Below are 6,812 nucleotides of genomic sequence, written 5' to 3' on the forward strand. Positions count from 1 at the left end.
CGCCGGCGGGACGAGCGCGGGGTCCCCGGAGGCGGTCGTGCGCGCGGCCTCGAGCGCGCTGCGCGGGCGGGTCGCCTGGCTGCCGCGCTACCGGGTCGACGTGCAGGCCGAGGCCGCGGCCGCCGAGGGCACCTGGACCGTGTCGGCCGAGCGCGGCTACCTGCGCGAGTCCGGCAACCTGCTGTTCCACCTCGCGCTCGTCGGCCTGCTCATCTCGATCGCGACGGGCCAGCTGCTGCACTTCCGCGGGCAGGCGATCGTCGTCGAGGGCCGCGGCTTCGCGAACGCCCAGACCGACTACGACACGTTCGAGTCGGGCAGCGCGTTCGACCCCGCGGACCTCGTGCCGTTCACGCTGCGGCTCGACCGGTTCACGTCGGAGTTCGACCCCGAGACGCTCCAGTCGCGCGACTTCCTCGCCGAGGTCACGCTCACGGAGCCCGGGCGCGCGCCGACCGCGGAGACCATCAAGGTCAACCACCCGCTCACGGCCGGCGGGGCCAAGGTCTACCTGCAGGGCAACGGGTACGCGCCGGACGTCGTGGTGCGCGACGCCGCGGGCGAGGTCGCGTTCTCCGGGCCCGTGCCGTTCCTCCCGCAGGACGAGGTCTACACGTCGCAGGGCGTCATCAAGGTCCCGGACGTCTCGGGCGGCCAGGCGCAGATCGGGCTCGTCGGCTCGCTGCTGCCGACCGCGCAGCAGCTCACCGACACGATCTGGCGCTCGGTCGACCCGCAGCCGACGGACCCGGTGCTCGTGCTCGCCGTCTGGCAGGGCGACCTCGGGCTCGACGACGGCGTGCCGCAGAACGTCTACGAGCTCGACGACACCGGCATGGAGCAGGTCACCGGGCCCGACGGGGTCCCCGCGACGCTGTACGTCCGCCCGGGCGAGACCGTCGACCTGCCGGACGGGCTCGGCACGCTCGAGCTGCGCGACGTCCCGCGGTTCGTCGCGCTCGACCTGCGCCGCGACCCCGCGCTGCCGTTCGTGCTGGTCTTCGCGCTGCTCGCGTTCGCCGGCCTCGGGGTCTCGCTGTTCACGCCGCGGCGCCGCGTGTGGGTCCGCGCGGCGCCCGACGGCGAGCGCCCCGGACGTACAGTGGTGAGTGCCGCGGCCCTCGCGCGCGGCGACGACGTCGGGCTCCAGGCCGAGCTCGACGAGATCGTGGGCGCTCTCGCGCTCGACCCCGTGGGCGGCGCGGACCCGGCGCAGCCCGCACCCATCCCGCGCGCCACCACGCGCGCACCGGCGGAAGAGACCAAGCCATGACCATGGGCGACCTCAGCTCCCTGCTCGTGTGGGCCGCGATGACCGCGCTGACCGTCGCGTTCGTCGCGTCGACGGTGGCCCTCGCACGCCTCGCCGAGGCGTCGCGCCGGGTGCCCGCGGCCCGTGAGCTCGCGACCGCCGGCGCGCCGTCCGGCCCGGCCGCCGTCGAGGCCGACGCGCAGCCCGAGGTGCGCCCCGACGGCTCCCCGAAGGCCGCGGGGATCGCGCGCTCGACGTCCGTGACGGGCGCCGCGCTCCTGCTCGCCGGGATCGTGACGCGCGGCCTCGCCGCCGGGCGGTGGCCGACCGCGAACATGTACGAGTTCGCGCTCGTCGGGGCCTTCATCGCCGTCGTCGTGCTCGTCGTGGTCCAGCGCCGCCGCTTCATCCCGTTTCTGAGCGTCGTCGTGCTCGGCATCGGGGTGCTCGCGCTCGCGCTCGCGCTGACCGTGCTGTTCGTGCAGGCCGACGCGGTCCAGCCGGCCCTGCAGAGCTACTGGCTCGTGCTGCACGTCGGCGTCGCGATCATCGCCACCGGGGTGTTCACGGTCGGGTTCGCCGCCGCGGTGCTCCAGGTGCTCCAGGACGCGCGCGAGTCCGGGCGCAGCCGCGTCGGCGCCGCGGCGGAGGCCGGGAAGCCCGGCGCGCTGCACCGGTGGCGCGTGACCGGCCCCGCGTGGGCGTGGCTGCGGTCGGCGCCCTCCGCGCGCGAGCTCGAGGCCTTCTCGTTCCGGCTCAACGCGATCGGCTTCGTGCTGTGGACGTTCACGCTCATCGGCGGCGCGATCTGGGCCGAGCACGCCTGGGGGCGGTACTGGGGCTGGGACCCCAAGGAGGTCGGCACGTTCGTCGCGTGGGTCGTCTACGCGGCCTACCTGCACGCGCGCACGACGCGCGGGTGGAGCGGGCGACGTGCGGCGTACATGGTCTTCGTCGGGTACGCCGTGGTGCTCGCCAACTTCACGGTCGTGAACCTGTTCGTCGACGGGAAGCACAGCTACTCGGGGCTCTGACCCCGACGGTCGCGGCGCGCTGCGACCGTCGCCGCGACCGGCGTGCGCGGGCCGCGGGTCAGCTCGAGGAGGAGGGGCCCGACGGGGGCTGCGTCGGGTCCGTCGGGTCGGCGGGCTCGCCCGCACCGGTCCCGCCCGCCTCGCGCTCGCGCCGGCGACGCTCCTGCTCGAGGCGCCAGAGGAACTCCGGGTCGTCGTCGGGCGCGAGCGGCGCCTGCGGCACCGTCCCCAGCCCCGGACCGCGCCCGGTGCGACGCCCGGGCGTGCGCCGGACGAGCAGCCACGTGACCGAGCCGAGGACCGGCACCAGCACCATGAACGCGACCCAGAGCACCTTGTGCAGCCCCAGGCGCTCGCGCTCGTCGCTGCGCGTGACGTCGATGACCGTGTACACGATCAGACCGACGACCACGAGGGCGAGGAGGTTGCGCACCCGGCCACAGTAGTTCGCCGACGCGGTTCGCGACCGCCGAGCGGCGCCGCCTAGGCTGAGGAGGTGCGCGTCCTGACCTACTCCCTCATGCGGCTCGGGCTGCTCGCCGTGTGCTTCGCCGGGCTCTACTGGGCGGGTGCCGGCCTGTGGGTCGCGTTCCTCGTCGCGACGTTCCTCGCCTGGGGCCTCTCGTACGTGCTCCTCGCCGGGCCTCGCGACGCCGCCGCGCTCGAGATCGCGGAGCGCACGCAGGCGCGGGCGGCGCGCTCGGGCCGTTCGCAGCGCGAGCTGGACGACGACGCCGCCGAGGACGCCGCGGTCGACGCGGCGCTCGCCACGACCGGGACCGGCGTGCCGGGCGTGCCCGTCGCCGCGCGCCCGGTCACCGGTGCGGCCGCGTCGCTCGACGCGGACGAGGCGCAGGACGCGGTCGACGCGGACGTCCGGGTGTCAGAGCGCGAGGCCGACGCCGAGCAGGATCCCGTAGCCGAGCTCGAGCAGGCCCGTGCCGGCGAGGACCGGGACGAGCGCGATGCCGCGCGCCCCGACGAGCACGGTGAACGCGAGCACCCCCGCGGGTAGCGCGAGCACGAGCACGAGCAGGGCACCGGGGGCGGCGAACGCGCACGCGACCCCGAGCAGCAGCGGGACGGTCACGAGCAGCGCGTACGCGCGCCGGGCACGGTGGTCGCCGAGCCGGACGGCGACCGTGCGCTTGCCGACGAGGGCGTCGGTCGGGATGTCGCGCAGGTTGTTGACCATGAGCAGCGCGCACGCGAGCAGCCCCACGCCGACGGCGCCGGCCACCGCGACCCACGAGATGCGGTCCGCCTGGGTGTACGTCGTGCCGAGCACCGCGACGAGGCCGAAGAACACGAAGACGCCGACCTCGCCGAGCCCCCGGTAGCCGTACGGGCGCCGCCCCCCGGTGTAGAACCACGCGGCGGCGACCGCGAGCGCCCCGACCGCAAGCAGCCACCACTGGCCCGTGAGCACGACGAGCACGAGCCCGAGCGCCGCGCCGACCCCGAGGGCCGCGAACGCGGCGAGCCGCACCTGCGCCGGCCGGGCCGCGCCGGACGCGGTGAGCCGCATCGGCCCGACCCGCTCGGTGTCCGTGCCGCGCACGCCGTCGGAGTAGTCGTTCGCGTAGTTGACGCCGACCTGCAGCGCGAGCGCGACGCCGAGCGCGAGCAGCGCACGCCCGAGGTGCGCCTGGTCGAGCTGCGCGGCGGCACCGGTGCCGACGAGCACCGGGGCGGCCGCCGCGGGCAGCGTGCGCGGGCGCGCACCGGCGATCCACTCGGACGTCGTGGCCATCGTGCTCCTGTCGGGTCGCGCCGCGTGCGCGGTGCTGGGGGTCGTGGTGGTGCGGGTCGTGCGCGCGGCGCGGACCGCGGTCAGCGGCCGAGCCGGTCCGCGGCCAGCCGGGCGACCGCGGCACGGTCGGGCTTGCCGGGTCCGCGCAGCGGCAGGGACTCCACCACGACCACGGCACGGGGCGCCGCGGCGTGCCCCAGGCTACGCGCGACGGCGGCCCGGACGTCGTCGTGCGCCGGGGCGCGTGCACCGTCGTGGAGCACCAGCACCGCGGTCACCGACTGCCCCCACTCCGGGTCGGGCAGCCCGACGACGCACACGTCCGCGACGCCGTCCAGCGCACCGACGACGCGCTCGACGGCGGCGGGGGCGACCTTCGCCCCGCCGGTCACGAGCACGTCGTCGGCGCGCCCGAGCACGCGCAGCACGTGCCCGGCCCCGGCCGGGGGCGACCCGTGCAACGTCGGCGAGACCGTCGCGAGGCCGGCGGGCGTCCCGTCCGGCACCGCGGGGGAGGACGGGCCGACCGCCACGAGCTCACCGAGGTCCCCGGTCCGCAGCCACCGCCGGTCGCCGCGCTCGACGAACGCCTCGGCGTCGAGGTCCGGCCGGTCCCGGTACCCGGTCGCGAGCACGGGCCCGGCGAGCAGCACGCGCCCGTCCGTGGGGTCGACGTCGACCTCGACCCCGTCGAGCGGCACGCCGTCGTACACGCACCCGCCGCACGTCTCGGACATCCCGTACGTCGTCACGACCCGCACACCCGCCGCGCGCGCGTCCGCGAGCAGCCCGGCAGCGGTGGCGGCGCCGCCGACGAGCACCGCGTCGAACGTGCGCAGCGCGTCGAGCGCACCGGGGGAGGCGAGCAGGCGGTGCAGCTGGGTCGGCACGAGCGAGGTGTACCGGCGACCGGGTGCCGCGGGCTCCCCCGGAGCCGTGGAGGTCGACCCCGTGACCCGCGCCGGGAGGCCCTGGGGTCCGCCGGGGCCTCCGACGCCCGGCGGGTCGAGCTCGCGCACCGCGCGCTCGAACGCGTCCGCACGGAACGGCCCGGGCGCGAGCACGACCGGCTCGGTCCCCGCCAGGAGCGACCGGACCAGCACCTGCACCCCGGCGACGTGCACCGGCGGCAGCGCGAGCAGCCAGCGCCCGTGGCCACCGAGCCGCGCCGCGGTCGCCTCCCCCGACGCGCGCAGCGCCGCCGCCGAGAGCAGCACGTCCCGCGGGACGCCCGTCGACCCCGAGGTCCGCACGACGAGCGCGACGTCGTCGGGCACCTCACCGGGCCGCTCGGGCGGAGGCTCGTCGGCGGGCAGGGGGAGCACCGCCGGGCCGGTCCCGTCGAGCGCCGCGCCGAGCGCGGTGAGCAGCGCGTGCACCGGGCCACCCGGGGACGACGCGGTGCCCGGGGTGCCGCCGGGACCGGACGACACGGGCACGCAGCGGACCGGACGGCTCACCGGGCCAGCGTAGGCGGGACCGTAGAGTGTGGCCGACCCGGCCGCCCGCCCGGGACCGAAGGAGCTCGCCCGTGCCCACGTCCGCGCAGTCAGCGCCGTCGCGCCCCGCCCGGCACCCGCGCACCCGTGCCGCCGTCGTCCTCGGGCTCGTCGCTCTCCTCGGTGCCTGCTCGGGCGGCACGGACGCCCCGACGGACCCGCCGGTGACCCTGCCGCCGGTCATCACGCCCGCGAAGCACGCCGCGCCCGCGCCCGTCGTCCCGCCGCGCTGGGTGCTGACGGGGGTGCCCGCCACCGAGCTCGTCGAGCGTCCGGCGCTCGCCGTCAAGATCGAGAACCCCAAGGAGGTCCGCCCGCAGACGGGCCTCGACCAGGCGGACGTCGTCTGGGAGCAGGTCGTCGAGGGCGGGGTGACCCGCTTCGTCGCGGTCTACCACTCCGCCGTCCCGGGCGAGGTGGGCCCGATCCGCTCGGTGCGCCCGATGGACCCCGCGATCGCCGCCCCGCTGCACGGCGTCATCGCGTTCTCGGGCGGGCAGCCCGGCTTCGTGCAGGCGCTCTCCGCCGCCGGGCTGCAGACCGTGAGCCACGACGCCGGCGACGACGGCTTCTACCGGACCAAGGGCCGCACCGCCCCGCACAACGTCTTCGGCGACCCCGCGGCGTTCCTCGGCCAGGCCGACTCCGAGCACGTGGCGTCCCCGCCCGAGCAGTTCCACTTCGCGCGCCGCCCCGAGCTCGCGACCGCCGCCGTCGCGGGCACGCCCGCGGCGCAGGTCGCGGTGACGATGTCGACGTACTCGAAGCCCTCGTGGGACTGGAACCCCGCCGACGGCACGTGGCTGCGCTCGGAGTCCGGGACGCCCGCGACCTCCGCGTCGGGCGCGCGGCTCGCCGCGACGAACGTCGTGACGCTCCGCGTGGACCTCGTGGCGTCGGGGACGGTCGACCCGGCCGGCAGCCCGGTCCCGGAGACCAGGCTCGTCGGCTCGGGGGAGGCGCTCGTCGCGACGGGCGGCAGGACGCTCGCCGCGACCTGGACCAAGGCGTCCACGGACGCACCGCTCACGCTCGCGACGGCCGACGGCACGGACGTGCGGCTCGCGCCGGGGGCGACGTGGGTCGAGCTCGTGCCCAACGGCACCGGTGCGGTGACCGTCGGCTGAGCCGGCGGCGCAGGGACGGCAGGACGTGACGACGAGGGGGACGGCATGGTGCTGAGCGGGCGGACGGACACGGCGCGACGGGGCGGGCGGGGGCGCGCGGCCCGGGTCGCCGCGACGCTCGCCGGCGCGGTGCTCGCGCTCGCGGCG

The 6,812-nt window shown here is 77.2% G+C and carries 6 protein-coding genes and 1 pseudogene; 4 read left to right on the forward strand and 3 right to left on the reverse strand.

Annotated features, from left to right (window positions below):
* A partial coding sequence (gene resB, locus AB6N24_RS22195; RefSeq protein ID WP_412871531.1) for a cytochrome c biogenesis protein ResB occupies positions 1–1,273 on the forward strand: 1,273 nt, incomplete at its 5' end.
* Positions 1,270–2,286, forward strand: a complete 1,017-nt coding sequence (gene ccsB / locus AB6N24_RS22200) for a c-type cytochrome biogenesis protein CcsB (protein ID WP_412871532.1) — start codon at positions 1,270–1,272, stop codon at positions 2,284–2,286. The genes resB and ccsB, both read left to right, overlap by 4 nt.
* A 58-nt stretch (positions 2,287–2,344) precedes the next feature.
* Here ccsB and AB6N24_RS22205 read toward each other — a convergent pair whose 3' ends face one another.
* A complete protein-coding gene (locus AB6N24_RS22205; protein WP_412871533.1) occupies positions 2,345–2,719 on the reverse strand; it encodes a PLDc N-terminal domain-containing protein in 375 nt (124 codons plus the stop codon).
* 63 nt (positions 2,720–2,782) lie between these two features.
* On the opposite strand from AB6N24_RS22205, the pseudogene AB6N24_RS22210 reads away from it, so the two are divergent.
* Positions 2,783–2,965 (forward strand): annotated as a pseudogene (locus AB6N24_RS22210) (DUF4229 domain-containing protein); the annotation flags it as partial.
* Between the two features lie 204 nt (positions 2,966–3,169).
* Here AB6N24_RS22210 and AB6N24_RS22215 read toward each other — a convergent pair.
* On the reverse strand, positions 3,170–4,039 hold the full coding sequence (locus AB6N24_RS22215; RefSeq protein ID WP_412871534.1) for a 1,4-dihydroxy-2-naphthoate polyprenyltransferase: 870 nt from the start codon (positions 4,037–4,039) through the stop codon (positions 3,170–3,172).
* 80 nt (positions 4,040–4,119) lie between these two features.
* Positions 4,120–5,499: an AMP-binding protein gene (locus tag AB6N24_RS22220; RefSeq protein ID WP_412871535.1), complete on the reverse strand. Its 1,380-nt coding sequence runs from the start codon at positions 5,497–5,499 to the stop codon at positions 4,120–4,122.
* Positions 5,500–5,570: 71 nt separating this feature from the next.
* Here AB6N24_RS22220 and AB6N24_RS22225 point away from each other — a divergent pair, with 71 nt between their 5' ends.
* Complete coding sequence (locus tag AB6N24_RS22225) at positions 5,571–6,665, forward strand: DUF3048 domain-containing protein (protein WP_412871536.1); 1,095 nt, start codon at positions 5,571–5,573, stop codon at positions 6,663–6,665.
* Positions 6,666–6,812 lie beyond the last annotated feature (147 nt).

Origin of the sequence: Cellulomonas jepli (genome assembly GCF_047229345.1) — a bacterium.
Lineage (GTDB): Bacteria > Actinomycetota > Actinomycetes > Actinomycetales > Cellulomonadaceae > Cellulomonas_A.

What these genes read in the sequence shown, in the direction of transcription:
- ccsB (WP_412871532.1), top strand. Translation starts at nt 1,270, where the DNA reads ATGACCATGGGCGACCTCAGCTCCCTGCTCGTGTGGGCCGCGATGACC.
- AB6N24_RS22215 (WP_412871534.1), bottom strand. Translation starts at nt 4,039, where the DNA reads ATGGCCACGACGTCCGAGTGGATCGCCGGTGCGCGCCCGCGCACGCTG.